We start from the raw sequence: 14,447 nt of genomic DNA on the forward strand, positions 1-14,447 counted from the left end.
TTAACGACATGTTATGCCCTACACACAAAATTCCTGACAGGCCCAAGCGAGGAGACCTACCACAGGTGTATCCTCGGCATTACCCGACACCGCAACGCCCCCATACGTGTCCACCACCCCCTCCCCCCTCCAACGCCTGCGCACCCACGCCGGAGCCCAAGTCCGCGCGCTCACGCGTAGCAACTCCGGCCTGACGCTCGATTACGACAATCCACCCGGCGATCCCGGACTGTTTGGTCCCGATGCGGTTTGCTGGCGCGTACATGCCGATTTCCCCGCGATGCTGGCTGGCGGTGTCAGCGCATTGTTGCTGCAGGCCTTGCATCCGCTGGCGCTGGCGGGTGTGTGGGATCACTCGTCGTTCCGCACCGACATGCAGGGTCGGCTCGGTCGTACCGCGCAGTTCATCGCGGGCACTACCTATGGCAGTCGCGATGATGCAATGCAACTGATCGAGCGTGTGCGGCGCATCCATGCGTCCATCAAAGGTCAGGCGCCCGATGGTCAACCCTATGCGGCCGATGACCCGGCGCTGCTGACGTGGGTCCATGTGGCCGAGGTATCGAGTTTCATGGCGGGCTACCTGCGCTATGTGGGGCCGCTGTCGATTGCGGAACAGGACCGGTATTTCGAGGAAGAAGCGAAGGTTGCCGCGTTACTTGGCGCGCCGGACGTGCCGCGCTCCCGTGCGGCGATCGATGCCTATCTCGACGCGCAGCGTCAGTTTCTGGTCAACAGCGACCGCACCCGTGAAGTGGTACGTCTGGTGATGGCAATGCCGGTTGCCAATCCGCTGCTCGTGCCCGCCGTGCGTACGATGGCCGATGCTGGCGTGGCGCTGCTGCCCGACTGGGCGCGGGAGATGCTCGGCCTGCACCGGCCGTCGCTGCGGCGCTCGCTGGCCCTGACCGGCATGCGCGCGCTGGCGCCGACTTTGCGCTGGGCACTCGGTCCGGGGCTGGCGGCCCGTGCGCGGCGACGTGTTGCTGCCGACACCGGCCCGTAAGGCCGCCAGGCGGAACCCGCGCCCATTGCCGTGCGATTCCGAAAAATTGCGGCGCAAACCTCCCTTTCCTTACTCCCAGCGTAACGTTCGCGCTCGCAGCTTGATTGTTCGACAGGGCCAGCGTGTCCTATCGTTCCGGTAACCATCGCAGCACACCGGAGATGTCATGCTGAACCCGATACCGGAACGACAGTGGGATACGCGCCGCGCCGAAAAGCGCCGTCGCCAGGCCCTCGGCGAAAAGATCGCCACGGGCAAGGTCGTGCCCACCGACGACATCGTGGCCTTTCTTGAGACCATGGTTGCCCCCGGCGACCGCGTGGTGCTGGAAGGCAACAACCAGAAACAGGCCGATTTCCTGTCGCGCGCCCTGGCCGAGGCCGATCCCTCGCGCCTGCACGACCTGCACATGATCATCCCGAGCGTGAGCCGGGTAGAGCATCTGGATCTTTTCGAGCGGCGCATCGCACGCAAGCTCGACTTTGCGTATGCCGGCGCGCAGAGCGTGCGCATCTCGCAGTTCCTGGAGGATGGCCTGCTCGAAGTGGGCGCCATCCATACCTATATCGAGCTGTACTCGCGCCTGTATGTCGACCTGACGCCGCAAATCGTGCTGACGGCAGGCTACAAGGCCGACCGCCAGGGCAATCTCTACACCGGCCCCAGCACCGAGGATTCCCCCGCGCTGGTGGAGGCCGCGGCATTCCGCGACGGCATCGTGATCGCGCAAGTCAACGAGATTGTCGATGACCCCGCCGACCTGCCGCGCGTGGACATTCCCGGTTCCTGGATCGATTACGTGGTGCAGTCGGACAAGCCGTTCTTCTGCGAACCGCTGTTCACGCGCGATCCGCGTCTCATCAAGCCGGTACACATCCTGATGGCGATGATGGCCATCCGTGGCATCTACGAGCGCCACAACGTGCAGTCCCTGAACCACGGCATCGGCTTCAACACGGCAGCCATCGAACTGATCCTGCCCACCTATGGCGAGCAGCTCGGCCTCAAGGGCAAGATCTGCAAGTACTGGACACTGAACCCGCATCCCACGCTGATTCCCGCCATCGAATCCGGCTGGGTCGAGAGCGTGCACAGCTTCGGCAGTGAACTGGGCATGGAAGACTACGTGGCCGCGCGGCCCGATGTGTTCTTCACCGGCTCCGATGGCAGCATGCGTTCCAATCGCGCCTTCTGCCAGTTGGCCGGGCAATATGCGGTGGACCTGTTCATCGGCTCCACGTTGCAGATTGATGGCGACGGTCACTCATCGACGGTCACGCGTGGACGTCTCTCCGGTTTTGGCGGAGCGCCGAACATGGGCCACAACCCGGGCGGACGTCGGCATGCCACGCCCGCATGGCTCGACCTGATCGAAACAGAGGACCCACTCGCACGCGGACGCAAGCTAGTCGTGCAGATGGTGGAGACGTTCCAGGCGGGCGGCAAGCCGACCTTCGTCGAATCGATGGATGCCGTGCAGGTGGCAAAGGACAGCGGCATGCCGCTGGCGCCGGTGATGATCTACGGCGACGACGTCACGCACGTGCTGACCGAGGAAGGCATCGCCTATCTCTACAAGGCGCGCTCGCTGGAAGAACGCCGTCGCATGATTGCTGCCGTGGCTGGTGTCACGCCGATCGGCATGAAGCACGACCCTGCCACCACGCGCCAGATGCGCAGCGACGGATTGATCGCCCTGCCCGAAGATCTTGGCGTGCAGCGCTCGCAAGCCACGCGCTCGCTGCTCGCAGCAAAGAGCATGGCCGATATCGTCGAATGGTCAGGCGGCCTCTACAACCCGCCCGCACGCTTCCGGAGCTGGTAATGGCCTACGCTGCAACGCTCCCTTCACGTGAATACAGCCCCATCGATCTGCCGGCACGTCTTGGCGATCTGGCTGTTGCCGTGCTGATCGATGAAGCCACGCTCGCTCCCAAGCCCGGTCTCGTGGATACGCGCGGTAGCGGCGCCCACGGTGACATGACCCTGCGCACGATGATCGATTCCGCGCACAGCCTGCGCGATGCCTTCGTCGCGATGGCGCGTGCCGGACAACAGGCACGCCGTATCGACGTGGCGCTGCGCGAACGTCTTGGCGCACTGGGGCGTGAAGCGGAAACGGCGATGCTGCAGGCCACAGGCGGCATCAACACACATCGCGGTGCCATCTGGGCACTCGGCCTGCTGGTTGGTGCATCGGGATGGCTTGGCAAGGCACGCAGCATCGGCGCCGTGACACAGATGGCCGCCGTGATCGCGCGCTTGCCTGACCGGCATCGGCCTGCGCACACCGGCAACAAGGGTGCATTGACACGCGCGGCTTACGGCGTAGGCGGTGCGCAGGAGCAGGCCGAAGCCGCGTTCCCGCACGTTACCGCCATCGGCCTGCCCGCATTGCGCGATGGTCGCGCACGCGGCGACGCGGAGCCCACTGCGCAGGTCAACGCGCTGCTCGCCATCATGGCGCGACTCGACGATACCTGCGTGCTCGCACGCGCGGGGCAATCGGGGCTCGATGATGTGCAGGCCGGTGCCGAATCCGTGCTCGACGCAGGCGGCATCGGTACGTTGACGGGGCGTCGCCGTCTGCATGAACTCGAAGCGACGATGCTTGCGCAGCGTGCATCGCCGGGCGGCGCGGCAGACCTGCTGGCCGCCACTCTTTTCCTCGACCGGCTGCATGCCGTGGGAGACCACTGATGGAACAACTCCAATTCGAATACGCCGCCGGAGAGCCGGCATCGCGCCGCGTGCTGGTGGGCGTGGTCGGCTCCGGCGACCTCGAAGTCATCATCGAGCCCGGCGCCAAGGGCAAGACATCGATCGACGTCACCACATCCGTCAACGGCTATGGCCGCGTCTGGGATGCACAACTCACGCGCGTGTTCAGTGCCGAGCCACGCGCCGCGATGAACATCCGCATTCACGATTTCGGCGCCACGCCCGGTGTAGTAGGCATGCGCCTGGCCGAAGCGTTCGAAGCGCTGGCAGAAGCCGATGGCAAGGAGTCGACATGAATCGCGCTACCTTGCTTTCGCGTGAGAGCTTTGTCGAACTCGGCGCACGCGCCCGTGCGCAGGCACTGCTCGACCCCGGCACCTTCCGCGAACTCGCCGGCCCGTTCGATGGCCTGACATCACCGTGGCTCGCGCGTCAGGGCGTGGTGCCGCAAGGCGACGATGGCGTGATCGTCGCCAAGGGACGCATCGACGGACAACCCGCCGTGGTCATGGCCATCGAAGGGGCGTTCCAGGGCGGCAGCCTGGGCGAAGTGGGCGGCGCCAAGATCTCCGGCGCGCTCGAACTTGCTGCCGAAGACAATCGCAAAGGCATCCCCACACGCGCCGTGATCCTTTTTGAAACCGGCGGTGTGCGCTTGCAGGAAGCGAATCTCGGTCTCGCATCGATTGCCGAGATTCATGCGGGCATTGTCGATCTGCGCCGCTATCAACCCGTGATCGGTGTGATCGCGGGGCAAGTGGGATGTTTCGGCGGGATGTCGATTGCAGCCGCACTGTGCAGCGCATTGGTCGTCACGCGCGAAGCGCGGCTCGGGTTGAACGGCCCTGCTGTGATCGAACAGGAAGCGGGTATCGCCGAATACGATTCGCGCGATCGCCCCTTTATCTGGGGCCTGACGGGCGGCGAGCAACGCTTTGCTATCGGCCTGGCGGATCGTTTTGTCGAAGACGACACGGCACAGGTGCGCGACGTGGTGGCAGCACTGGCCACCGCACCCGTCGATGCGACTCCGCGCAGCGAACAATACGAGCACTATCTGCAATGCATCACCGAGTATGTGGCGCGCGACGCCTCGCACCAACCGGATCCCGCCATGGTACGCCGCTATCTGGGAGAACGCGAATGAGCGAACAGAACCCTGTAAGCCGTGGCGATGCATGGCTCGCCGCACTGGCCAGCAATGCACCACGCCTGCCCGGCTATCCGCCCTCGATCCAGATTGCCGATATCGAATGGTCTGGCCGTGCGGCACGTTTGATCGCCGTGGTGCCCGACGCCGCGAGTCCGCTGCCGCGCGCGCGTCATGGCGAAGTGGGATTGCTCGAAGGATGGGCACTCGCACGCGCCGTGCATGAAGTGATCGACGCCGACCGCGATGCGCCGGTCAAGCGCGTCATCATCGCCATCGTCGACACGCCAAGCCAGGCTTACGGACGCCGCGAGGAAGCCTTCGGCATCCATCAGGCGCTGGCGGGTGCGGCATCGGCCTATGCCACGGCGCGGCTGCAAGGCCATCCCGTGATTGCGCTGCTCGTCGGCAAGGCGATGTCGGGGGCGTTTCTCGCGCACGGCTACCAGGCCAACCGCATCCTCGCGCTGGACGATGCCGGCGTGCAGGTCCACGCGATGGGCAAGGAAGCCGCTGCACGCATCACGTTGCGCAGCGTCGAGGATCTTGAAGCGTTTGCCGCTACCGTACCGCCCATGGCGTACGACCTCGGCAACTATGCGTCGCTGGGGCTGCTGTGGCGCACGATAGCGGTGCAGGATGCCGCCGCGCCCACGACGGAAGATCGCGCCACCATCCTGCGCCATCTGCAGGAAGCGCTGGCCGATATCGACGCCGATCCGCATCGCGACTTGCGCGGACGCCTCGATGGCGAGAACCGCAGTGCCACGCGACGCGCGCGCGAGTTGTTGCGCGCGCAGTGGCAGGACTGAGCGCAATCGGTCATCGTCATGAAAGCGCTGCAACCGCACGACCTGATCTGGCTCCGCGACCCTGCCGCATTGCTCGCGGCAGGCAACGTACCCGACTGGGCCGATGCGGAGTGGCTGGCGCAGGCACCGGTTGTGGTGCGGCGTGATCGCGATGCCACCGCGCGTATTCCCATCGGCATCCGTGGCCGCGAGCGTGCGCATCGGCATGCGGCATGGATCGATGCGGCGCAGTGCGCGAGTGTGGTATCGCCCGAAGAGATTGCGACTGCGGGCTTCTGGCGTCTGCATCCTCGCCGCGATGTGCTGCCCGCCTTGCGCGCACTAGATCATGTGGCGACGCGGCTCGGATGGCTCGGTTATCGATGGGGGATTACCGGCGCGGTGGGCTTTGCGCTGGCGTCAGGCATCGACGTATTGCATGCCGGCAGCGATATCGACCTCGTCATGCATGCACCCACGCCGCTACCCGAGCGTGATCTTGCTGCGCTCGCATCGCTGATCGATGCGCACGACGTACGTCTCGATATCCAGATCGCCACACCGTTGGGCGCTTTTGCGCTACGCGAGCGTTTGCGCACGCAGGGCCGCGTGCTCGTGAAGACCGATACGGGCCCGGTACTCAGCGACGATCCCTGGCTCACCCCATGCCAACACTGCTGACCTTCCCCGGCCAGGGCGCACAACGCACGGGCATGCTGCATGCGCTGCCCGATCACGCGGTGGTGACACGCACGCTGGCTGATGCAAGCGATGTGCTGGGCGAAGACGTGCTGCGCCATGACGATGCGGGGCATCTGGCTTCCACGGTGTCGGTGCAGTTGTGCTTGCTGGTGGCCGGCGTAGCCAGTGCGCGCGCATTGCTGGAAGACGGCCCACCTGCGCATGGCGTGGCGGGGCTGTCGATTGGCGCGTATGCAGCGGCGGTGGTTGCGGGGGCGTTGTCATTTGCCGATGCAGTGCGACTCGTTAAGTTACGTGGCACGTTGATGGCCGAGGCGTATCCGCGTGGCTATGGCATGACAGCGATTCTGGGTATCGATGTGGGACAGTTGGCGCCGCTGGTTGCATCGGTGAATACTGTACAAACCCCGGTGTTCATCGCCAACTACAACGCGGATACGCAGCTTGTGATCGCCGGTTCGGATGACGCGATGGCGCGTGTGTCGGAGCTAGCATTGGCTGCGGGTGCGCGCACTGCACAGCGGGTGGCGATTGCGGTGCCGTCGCATTGCGCGTTGCTGGACGATGCAGCGGCGAGGTTGCAATCGGCGTTTGCGGAGGTGACTGTCAAACGGCCGACGCTGCGTTACTTCAGTGCAAGCGCTGCACGGGAATTGCGCGATCCAGTACGCATTACTGAAGACCTCGCCCGCAATATGGCGCTGCCTGTGCGCTGGCACGAAACGATGCTGCTGGCGCGCGCGGTGGATATGGATCTGGCTGTGGAGATGCCGCCGGGGAATGTGCTCACGAAACTATGCCAGCCAATGTTTCCGCAGGCTGTGGCGTTGACGGAGATGCGTGGGGATAGCGTGCGGGTGTTGATGGGGCGGGCGCAGGACGGCTGACTCTCCTGATGGTTTTCTCCCCTCTCCCGCCATGCGGGAGAGGGGCGGGGGAGAGGGCCAGCGGTGCAAATTGCGATGTGGTCGGCAAGCAGAACCTCTTGCCCTCTCCCCCAGCCCCTCTCCCATTGCATGGGAGAGGGGAGCGAAAGCCGAGAGCGGGCGCAATAGTCAAACCGCCGACGCCTCCTTCCCCTGCTTCACCTTCGCATCCAGCACCGGCGGTGCCGTCACGATCGACGTCAGCGACGGCACCGCAGCCTTCAATGCATTCAGATCGGGCAGCGGCCTGCGCAGCGACGGCACCGCCGCAAACGCCTGCTCCATCGCATACGACACCCCCAGCGTTTCATGGTCCTTGCGGAAGCCGCCCACGATCTGCAAACCAAACGGCATGCCCGCATGATCCAGACCGCACGGCAGCGACAGCGCGGGATGCGTGGTCAGTGTCACCACATACGTCAGCGACAGCCAACGGTAGTAGTTTTCCTGTTTCACGCCATTGATCGACTCCGCATAAAGCGACGTCCACGGGAACGGCGACACCGGCGTAGTCGGCGACAGGATCACGTCATAGTCGCGATACAGCTGCTGAAAGCGCTGCAGCACGCGCGTCTGCTCGGCCTGTGCCCAGGCGCTGTCGAGCAGCGACATCTTCGCGCCCATTTCAAAGTTGGCGCGCGTGTTCGGACCCAGGCTCGATGGATCGCGCTCGTAGGCCTCGCGCATGCCTGCTACGAAACTCTCTGCACGTAGCACGTCGAAGCAGCGATGCGCTTCACCGAGATCCACGTCGATGGCATCGCAGCTACGGAACAGATGACGCATCGCGGCGATCTTTTCGCGGAAGGTGCGGCGGATACCTTCATCGACATCGCAGCAGCCGAAGTCTTCGGTGTACGCCACGCGCAGGCTGCCGAGGTCTACAGGCATCGGCGTCAGGAACGACAGCGGATCGAGCGGATACGTCAGCGGATCGCCCGCCGACACGCCTGCCGATGCCGCCAACTGCAGACACGCATCGGCCACCGTGCGCCCCATCGGACCGACCACCGAGATCGGCGTCCAGCCCAGCAACTTGCGCGAACTCGGCACCACACCCGGTGACGGACGGAAGCCCACCACGCCGCATTTGGCCGCAGGAATCCGCAGCGAGCCACCCGTATCCGATCCGGTGCACACCGGCAAGAGATCGGCAGCCAGTGCCGCCGCCGAACCACCCGACGATCCGCCCGCATTGAGGTTGGGATTGAACGGATTGCCCGTGGCGCCCCACACATCGTTACGCGAGTTCGCGCCCGCGCCCATCTCGGGAATGTTGGTCTTGCCCGTCACGATGGCACCCGCCGCGCGCAGTCGCGCCACGAGTACGTTGTCCTCGGCGGGTACGTTGTCGCGATACAGCGGCGAGCCATACGTGGTCAGCAGGCCCGCGGTCGCCTCCAGATCCTTCACGCCGAGCGGCAAGCCGTGCATCAAACCCAGCGGCTTGCCTTCCAGCACCGCCCGCTCGGCGGCGCGCGCTTCTTCACGTGCACGGTCGAAGCATGTGGCCGTCACGGCGTTGAGGAACGGATTCACACGCTCGATCTGCGCGATGCACGCATCGAGCAATTCCACCGGCGAGATTTCCTTGCTGCCGATCATGCGGCGCAGTTCGGTGGCCGAGCGTGCGACCAGTGTCGTTGTGTCCTGCATACTGCCTGTCTCCTTGCGGGGCATAAGCCGTCAATCAATCAGCCGTGATGTTCGCACGCTGCGCGGTAGCGCGCATCAACGGCAGTTCCTTGTTGATCAGTGCCGATACCGCCGCGCCGTTACCTTCCACAGGTTCGAAGCCAGCGTTCTGCAACTGCTTGCGCGTATCGGCATCGGCCATCACTTCGGTCAGCGCCTTTTCCAGTTTCTGCTTCACGTCAGCGGGCAGGCCGCGCGGCGCCACTACGGCAAGCCACGTATCGGCATCGATGCCGGGGAAGCCTGCTTCGGCAGCAGTTGGCACATCGGGCAGCAGCGACGAGCGCTTGGCCGTGGTCACTGCAATCGCTTTCACCTTGCCCGATTTCACCTGCGGAATGGCGGCGGCCACGGTATCCACGCTATATGGAATCTGTCCGCCGATCAGGTCCGTCATCGCTGGCGAGCTACCTTTGTAGGGCACATGCAGCAGCTTCACACCTGCAATGTTGAACAGCATCTCGCCCGCAAACTGCGCCGTGGTGCCCGTGCCGAACGAACCATACGAATACTTGCCCGGTTGCGCCTTGGCCGCCGCCACCAGTTGCTTGAGGTTGGTCACCGGCACGTCCTTGTTGGCCAGCAGGATCAGGCCCGTGCGCCCGGCAAACCCGATCGGCTCGAAGCTTTTCACCGGGTCATACGGCAGCTTGGCGTGGATGGCCGGATTCACGGTGAACGTGGTACCCGAGCTTGCCAGCAGCGTGTAGCCATCCGGCGCGGCCTTGGCCACGAAGCTCGCACCGACAATGGTGCCCGCGCCGGGTCGGTTGTCCACCACCACGGGCTGGCCCAGCTTGTCGCCAAGCTTCTTGCCGACGAGGCGACCGATCACATCGGTCGCGCCACCCGGCGGGAACGGAATCACCAGCTGGATCGGCTTGGATGGATAGGTTTCGGCAAACACTGCCGAGGCACTGGCAGCGAGTGTGCACGCCAGCAGCGCATGGACAAGCTTGGAAGGGGTGAGGGGCAAACGGTTCATGGTGAGACTCCGCAACGATGCAATCGAAAGATTCGGTGACGCGTATTTGGTTACGTGCAATCAGCCGGCCAGCGCGGCGCCACGTTCGGCAAATCGCGCATATTCCTCGGCGGGCACGAACAGGCCACCCGTCGTCCATACAAGATGCGTCGCGTGTTGCATGCGCGCGTCCAGGTTCTGTTGTTTCAGCCAGGCACGCCCGGCATCGGTTTGCGTCAACATGCGCGGGCCGCTGAATCCCGCTGCTGCCGAGGGTTCGATCTTGAGGTCCTCGGTTTCACGCACGCGGTGCAGGTCCGCAAACAACGTGTCGTCGGCCACCGTGTACACGCCGCCCAGCAGCGGGCGCATGGCTTGCGCCGCCAGTTCCGACGCCTGCGGCACGGCCAGGCCATCGGCCTCGGTGCGATTGGTCAGGCCAATGTCGTAGACCGACGCGCCCGGTGCCAGCATCTCCACGAGAAAGCACGGCGACTGCGTAGGCTCGGCAAAGATCGGATACACATGCGGCCCATACAACTGCCGCAGGCCAAACGCGATACCAGCGGGCGCGCCGCCCACGCCGCACGGCAAGTAGACGAACAGCGGATGCGCGGCATCCACCTTCAGCCCGGCCGCTTCAATTTGATCGTGAAGGTGCAAAGCCGCTGCGCTGTAGCCGAGCATCAGCGACATCGAGCGCTCGTCATCGACGAAGTAGCAATACGGATCGGCATCGGCATCGCGCCGTCCGGCAGCCACCGCCGCCGCGTAGTCGCCCGCATGCTCCACCACGTCCACGCCACGCGAGCGCAGCCGCGCCTTCTTCCATTCCTTGGCGTCCGACGACATATGCACGGCCGCACGAAACCCCAGTGCCGACGCCATCACGCCGATGCTCAGGCCCAGGTTGCCGGTGGAACCCACCGCTACCTGATAGCGACCGAACAGTTCACGCGCTGGCGCATCGGCCAGTACCGTGTAGTCGGCATCCTGCGTCACCAATCCATGTTCGAGCGCCAGCGATTCCGCGAATTCGAGGACTTCGTGAATCCCACCGCGCGCCTTGATCGATCCCGCCACCGGCAGGCTGTGATCGGCCTTGATCCACAGCGAACCCGCCTCGGTTGACAGGCCGATGGCGCGTTGCATGCCCGGTGCGGCGAGCAGTGCGGATTCGATGCGGCCATCGGTGCCCTTCAATTCCGGGAACAACCGGGCCAGCAGCGGCGCGAACCGCTCGAAACGGGCCTGCGCTGCACGTACATCAGCTAGACTAATGCCACGTCCGTCCACCACGGTGTGTACGGTCGGGTCGTCTGTCCATTGGGGATTGCCCCAGAACGCAGGGCTGGCGGCCTGCAAGTTGGCGAGCAGTTCCTGTGGAAGCGTAGATGTATCGATCGTCATAAGCGTGCAACACGGGGATGGGATGGATTCATTCTTGTCCGTCCGCGCCAATGTGACAAACCATTTGTACTGATCCACCTATTAGCCTGACTAATGGCCAACACGCTTTCTGCATCATTGTTGGGCTGGCTGCGCTGTTTTGAGGCGGCGGCCCGACACTGCAACTTCACCCAGGCCGCCGCCGAGCTTTGCGTGACGCAAGGTGCGGTGAGCCAGCAGGTGAAGCAACTCGAACAATGGCTCGACCGCCCCTTGTTTCTCCGCACGCCCCGTGCGCTGGTGCTGACGCCCGAGGGCGAGCGCCTTCGCTTTGTGCTGCGTGAATCGTTCCAGGCCATCGAGAGCACGCTCACGCAACTGCGCAAGCCGCGCGACAAGCATCCCATCGCGCTGTCGTGCTCGCCGTCGTTCGCCATGGTCTGGCTGACGCCCCGACTCGGAAATTTCTTCCGCCAGCATCCGGACATCGGCCTGCGCGTCTATGGCGAGTTCCATGCGCTGGATCGGTCGCGGATGATGCGCGATGGCACCGAGGCCGCCGTGCGTTTCGATCCAGGCGGTTATCCCGATCTGAAGGCGCGCGTGTTTCTGGAAGAGTGGTTGATTCCGGTGGCCAGTCCGGCCTACGTGGCTGCGCATCCGGAACTTGCATCGCCCGATGGATTGCGCGCCAGCATGCTGCTGCACGATGTCAGCCCATGGGACGGCGCAGGGGAATTCGAGGAATGGCAATGCTGGCTGCGGCATGCGCGCGTGACGCTGCCGGACGAATCCGATGGCCAGCGTTTCAATCTCTCGCAACTGGCGATCAGTGCCGCGCTGGCGGGCCAGGGTGTGGCAATGGGCCGCTCGGCTTTGGTGCTGGAGGAAATCGAGTCTGGCCGACTCGTCGATCTGTGGGGCATACACGCGCCGAGCGAGGCGTCGTATCACTTTGTCTGCGCGCACGGGCAGACCGAACAGGTGGCGGAAGTGGAGGCGTGGCTCGCGCACGAAGGCGCGGCGTTCGACACCGCGCGCAGGCGTCTGCTGACGCGGCGCGGTTAGCGATGGGTGTTTAGCGTCCGTCGAAGCGCGACTGCAACTCCGGACGCCGGAACGCCTCGACGATGAAATCGACAAACACACGCGTCCTGGACGGCAGCAGTTTGCGATTGGGATAGTAAAGAGAGAGCGCCCCGCTGTCGGCACACCAGCCCGGCAGCAATCGCACCAACGCACCACGTTGCAACAACGGCGCGGCATGCGCCATCGGCAAGAGCGCCACGCCTAGCCCCTGCATCGCGGCATGGGCCATCGCTTCGGGATCGTCGAAGATCGCGCGCATGCGTGGCTCGGCCAGCGCCTGCTCGCCAATCTGGTTGCGCAGCGTCCAGTAGCGCAGCCGACCGCTCGACGCCGAACGTCGCACGACGCCGTCCATCTCGGACAATTCCGACGGATGACGCGGCATCTTGCGGCCCGCCATGAATGCAGGCGATGCCGTCGCCACGATATGCACGGGCGCCAGTTCGCGCGCCACCACACCTTCGGTCAGTTCGATGCCCCCACCAATCGCCACGTCGATGCCATCGGCGATCAGGTCGGCGGTGCGATTCTCGAAACGCCAGTCCGGCACGATGGCCGGGTATCGCTCCAGAAACTCGCCAAGCAATGGCACCAGGTATTCGCGCCCGAACGCCACGGCCATGCTCACCTTGAGTACACCCGCCGGCCGGCTCTCATCCTCGGACGCATTGGCAAACGCGTCGCGCAATGCAGCGTAGGGGTCCGACACCTGACGCAGGAAGCGCTCGCCGCCCAGTGTCAGCGTGAGTTGGCGCGTACTCCGCTGGAACAGCCGCAATCCCAGGTGCGCTTCCAGCCGCGCCACATTCTTGCTGACGGCGGCCGGCGTCAGGCCCAGCCGGCGCGCGGCGGCCGAGAAACTGCCGCTCTCCGCGGCCAGCACAAACGATTCGAGCAGATTCAACGCTTCCATGCCCGGCATCTTATACCGATGGTTGAAGATGTTGATCCGGATTTATGCCTAGCGGTAGCGAATAGCGTGAACCATACTCAGCTCACCTTCTCTTGCGAAACAAACTTTTCAAAGGAACCCATCATGACCACGCTCTCCAACAAGATCGCTTTCGTAACCGGCGGCTCCCGCGGCATTGGCGCCGCCATTGTGCGCCGCCTGGCCCGTGACGGTGCAGCCGTCGCCTTCACCTATCAAAGCTCCGGCGCCGTGGCGCAGGAACTGGTCGAATCGATCCAGGCCGAAGGTGGCCGCGCCAAGGCTTACCAGGCCGACGCCGCCGACGCCTCCGCCGTGACCCGCGCCATCAACGACGCCGCCGCGCACTTCGGCAAGATCGACATCCTCGTGAACAACGCCGGCGTGCTGTTTCTCGGTGCTGTGGATGAATTCGCGCTGGAAGACTTCGACAAGACTTTTGCCGTCAACGTGCGCGCCATCTTCGTGGCATCGAAGGCTGCGCTGGCCCACATGGGCGAAGGCGGCCGCATCATCAACATCGGCAGCACCAACGCCGACCGCATGCCGTTTGCCGGCGGCGCCGCCTACGCGATGAGCAAGTCCGCACTGAAGGGCCTGGTGCAAGGCATGGCTCGCGACCTGGGACCGAAGAGCATCACGGTGAACAACGTGCAACCCGGCCCGATCGACACCGACATGAATCCGGAAGACTCGGATTTCGCAAAGTCGCTGCACGGCTTGATGGCACTCGCTCGCCATGGCCGTCCCGAAGAAATTGCCGGGATGGTGGCTTACCTGGCGGGTCCGGACGCGGGGTTCGTGACGGGTGCGAGCTTGAATATTGATGGGGGTTTTGCGGCTTGAGCTTGTGCCGCCACTCCCGGTTTTCTCCCCTCTCCCATGAAATGGGAGAGGGGCTGGGGGAGAGGGCTGGAGGATCTGCTTGCCGACCGCATCGCAATTTGTGCGGCTGGCCCTCTCCCCCGCCCCTCTCCCGCTCGCGGGAGAGGGGAGCAAACAAGTGGTCGAGCAAAAGCTGCTTACCCCTCCAACCCCATCGGCATCGCCCTTCTCCGCTTCTTCGTCGCCTGATACAACGCG

The 14,447-nt window shown here is 64.5% G+C and carries 14 protein-coding genes; 10 read left to right on the top strand and 4 right to left on the bottom strand.

Annotated elements, in window-relative coordinates:
* Positions 1–106: 106 nt before the first annotated feature.
* From ABDB81_RS27135 to mdcH, 8 genes are all read left to right on the top strand, one after another.
* On the top strand, positions 107–1,006 hold the full coding sequence (locus tag ABDB81_RS27135) for an oxygenase MpaB family protein (RefSeq protein ID WP_346814077.1): 900 nt from the start codon (positions 107–109) through the stop codon (positions 1,004–1,006).
* Positions 1,007–1,172: 166 nt separating this feature from the next.
* Positions 1,173–2,831 (top strand): malonate decarboxylase subunit alpha, encoded by a 1,659-nt coding sequence (gene mdcA, locus ABDB81_RS27140; protein ID WP_137928350.1) that lies wholly within the window; start codon positions 1,173–1,175, stop codon positions 2,829–2,831.
* A complete protein-coding gene (locus ABDB81_RS27145) occupies positions 2,831–3,706 on the top strand; it encodes a triphosphoribosyl-dephospho-CoA synthase (RefSeq protein ID WP_137928349.1) in 876 nt (291 codons plus the stop codon). The genes mdcA and ABDB81_RS27145 overlap by 1 nt, the downstream gene beginning before the upstream one ends.
* Positions 3,706–4,023, top strand: a complete 318-nt coding sequence (locus tag ABDB81_RS27150) for a malonate decarboxylase subunit delta (RefSeq protein WP_137928348.1) — start codon at positions 3,706–3,708, stop codon at positions 4,021–4,023. The genes ABDB81_RS27145 and ABDB81_RS27150 overlap by 1 nt, the downstream gene beginning before the upstream one ends.
* Positions 4,020–4,874 (top strand): biotin-independent malonate decarboxylase subunit beta, encoded by an 855-nt coding sequence (locus tag ABDB81_RS27155; protein WP_346814078.1) that lies wholly within the window; start codon positions 4,020–4,022, stop codon positions 4,872–4,874. The genes ABDB81_RS27150 and ABDB81_RS27155 overlap by 4 nt, the downstream gene beginning before the upstream one ends.
* The gene (mdcE, locus tag ABDB81_RS27160; RefSeq protein ID WP_137928346.1) at positions 4,871–5,689 is read left to right on the top strand and encodes a biotin-independent malonate decarboxylase subunit gamma; all 819 of its coding nucleotides are present in this window, start codon (positions 4,871–4,873) and stop codon (positions 5,687–5,689) included. The genes ABDB81_RS27155 and mdcE overlap by 4 nt, the downstream gene beginning before the upstream one ends.
* Positions 5,690–5,707: 18 nt before the next feature.
* Entirely contained in the window at positions 5,708–6,349 is a 642-nt protein-coding gene (locus tag ABDB81_RS27165) for a malonate decarboxylase holo-ACP synthase (protein WP_346814079.1), read from the top strand.
* On the top strand, positions 6,334–7,257 hold the full coding sequence (gene mdcH, locus ABDB81_RS27170) for a malonate decarboxylase subunit epsilon (RefSeq protein ID WP_346814080.1): 924 nt from the start codon (positions 6,334–6,336) through the stop codon (positions 7,255–7,257). Before ABDB81_RS27165 ends, mdcH begins: the two co-directional genes overlap by 16 nt.
* Before the next feature lie 168 nt (positions 7,258–7,425).
* On the opposite strand, the gene ABDB81_RS27175 is transcribed toward mdcH, so the two are convergent.
* Genes ABDB81_RS27175 through ABDB81_RS27185 form a run of 3 tightly spaced genes read right to left on the bottom strand, consistent with a single transcriptional unit; the run spans position 7,426 to position 11,365 of the window.
* Entirely contained in the window at positions 7,426–8,952 is a 1,527-nt protein-coding gene (locus ABDB81_RS27175) for an amidase family protein (RefSeq protein ID WP_346814081.1), read from the bottom strand.
* Positions 8,953–8,986: 34 nt separating this feature from the next.
* On the bottom strand, positions 8,987–9,976 hold the full coding sequence (locus tag ABDB81_RS27180; RefSeq protein ID WP_137928342.1) for a tripartite tricarboxylate transporter substrate binding protein: 990 nt from the start codon (positions 9,974–9,976) through the stop codon (positions 8,987–8,989).
* A 60-nt stretch (positions 9,977–10,036) separates the two neighbouring features.
* Positions 10,037–11,365 carry a D-serine ammonia-lyase gene (locus ABDB81_RS27185; protein WP_346814082.1) on the bottom strand — a complete coding sequence of 443 codons (1,329 nt, stop codon included), beginning with the start codon at positions 11,363–11,365 and terminating at the stop codon, positions 10,037–10,039.
* Positions 11,366–11,458: 93 nt separating this feature from the next.
* Between ABDB81_RS27185 and ABDB81_RS27190 the strand changes: the two genes are divergently transcribed.
* Positions 11,459–12,412 (top strand): LysR family transcriptional regulator, encoded by a 954-nt coding sequence (locus ABDB81_RS27190; RefSeq protein ID WP_160474569.1) that lies wholly within the window; start codon positions 11,459–11,461, stop codon positions 12,410–12,412.
* Between the two features lie 10 nt (positions 12,413–12,422).
* On the opposite strand, the gene ABDB81_RS27195 is transcribed toward ABDB81_RS27190, so the two are convergent.
* Entirely contained in the window at positions 12,423–13,346 is a 924-nt protein-coding gene (locus tag ABDB81_RS27195; RefSeq protein WP_346814083.1) for a LysR family transcriptional regulator, read from the bottom strand.
* Positions 13,347–13,469: 123 nt separating this feature from the next.
* Between ABDB81_RS27195 and ABDB81_RS27200 the strand changes: the two genes are divergently transcribed.
* The gene (locus tag ABDB81_RS27200) at positions 13,470–14,210 is read left to right on the top strand and encodes an SDR family oxidoreductase (protein ID WP_346814084.1); all 741 of its coding nucleotides are present in this window, start codon (positions 13,470–13,472) and stop codon (positions 14,208–14,210) included.
* The last annotated feature ends 237 nt before the right edge of the window (positions 14,211–14,447 follow it).

It is taken from the genome of Cupriavidus sp. DL-D2 (genome assembly GCF_039710735.1).
In the GTDB taxonomy this organism is placed as follows: Bacteria; Pseudomonadota; Gammaproteobacteria; order Burkholderiales; family Burkholderiaceae; genus Cupriavidus.

Excerpts from the sequence above, each read along its gene's own strand:
- mdcA (WP_137928350.1), top strand. The coding sequence starts at position 1,173 with ATGCTGAACCCGATACCGGAACGACAGTGGGATACGCGCCGCGCCGAA.
- ABDB81_RS27145 (WP_137928349.1), top strand. The coding sequence starts at position 2,831 with ATGGCCTACGCTGCAACGCTCCCTTCACGTGAATACAGCCCCATCGAT.
- ABDB81_RS27150 (WP_137928348.1), top strand. The coding sequence starts at position 3,706 with ATGGAACAACTCCAATTCGAATACGCCGCCGGAGAGCCGGCATCGCGC.
- ABDB81_RS27155 (WP_346814078.1), top strand. The coding sequence starts at position 4,020 with ATGAATCGCGCTACCTTGCTTTCGCGTGAGAGCTTTGTCGAACTCGGC.
- mdcE (WP_137928346.1), top strand. The coding sequence starts at position 4,871 with ATGAGCGAACAGAACCCTGTAAGCCGTGGCGATGCATGGCTCGCCGCA.
- ABDB81_RS27165 (WP_346814079.1), top strand. The coding sequence starts at position 5,708 with ATGAAAGCGCTGCAACCGCACGACCTGATCTGGCTCCGCGACCCTGCC.
- mdcH (WP_346814080.1), top strand. The coding sequence starts at position 6,334 with ATGCCAACACTGCTGACCTTCCCCGGCCAGGGCGCACAACGCACGGGC.
- ABDB81_RS27175 (WP_346814081.1), bottom strand. The coding sequence starts at position 8,952 with ATGCAGGACACAACGACACTGGTCGCACGCTCGGCCACCGAACTGCGC.
- ABDB81_RS27180 (WP_137928342.1), bottom strand. The coding sequence starts at position 9,976 with ATGAACCGTTTGCCCCTCACCCCTTCCAAGCTTGTCCATGCGCTGCTG.
- ABDB81_RS27185 (WP_346814082.1), bottom strand. The coding sequence starts at position 11,365 with ATGACGATCGATACATCTACGCTTCCACAGGAACTGCTCGCCAACTTG.
- ABDB81_RS27190 (WP_160474569.1), top strand. The coding sequence starts at position 11,459 with ATGGCCAACACGCTTTCTGCATCATTGTTGGGCTGGCTGCGCTGTTTT.
- ABDB81_RS27195 (WP_346814083.1), bottom strand. The coding sequence starts at position 13,346 with ATGGAAGCGTTGAATCTGCTCGAATCGTTTGTGCTGGCCGCGGAGAGC.
- ABDB81_RS27200 (WP_346814084.1), top strand. The coding sequence starts at position 13,470 with ATGACCACGCTCTCCAACAAGATCGCTTTCGTAACCGGCGGCTCCCGC.